Origin of the sequence: Flavobacterium piscinae (assembly GCF_004122145.1) — a bacterium.
GTDB lineage: Bacteria > Bacteroidota > Bacteroidia > Flavobacteriales > Flavobacteriaceae > Flavobacterium > Flavobacterium piscinae.
This window is the reverse complement of record NZ_SBKQ01000060.1, coordinates 1-222: the sequence shown is the minus strand read 5'-3', so window position 1 is coordinate 222 and position 222 is coordinate 1. Positions and strand designations below refer to the sequence as shown.

At 36.0% G+C, this 222-nt stretch carries 1 protein-coding gene; it reads right to left on the bottom strand.

The genetic code is table 11. The features are described 5' to 3' along the window. Positions 1–222, bottom strand: a 222-nt coding sequence (locus EQG68_RS15175; RefSeq protein ID WP_222845223.1) for a hypothetical protein, incomplete at both ends; no start/stop codon positions are given.

The following is a 222-nucleotide window of genomic DNA, read 5'->3' as shown; positions in this document are numbered from 1 at the left end:
ATCCGTAATCTAATTGTAAACCTTCCCCTTTTACCTCATCATCTTTTTCCTTACCATTAAACCCATACCGGTAATCTTCTATGCTATCAAATCGATTTGGGATTAGCATGCCAAAAGGATAGTAATCATTATAAGCAAGAACGTCCGGTAAATACAAAGATACAAAATCCTGTCCGGAGGTTGGCATAGCATAGACATAATAATTATCCAAATAAAAAGCCG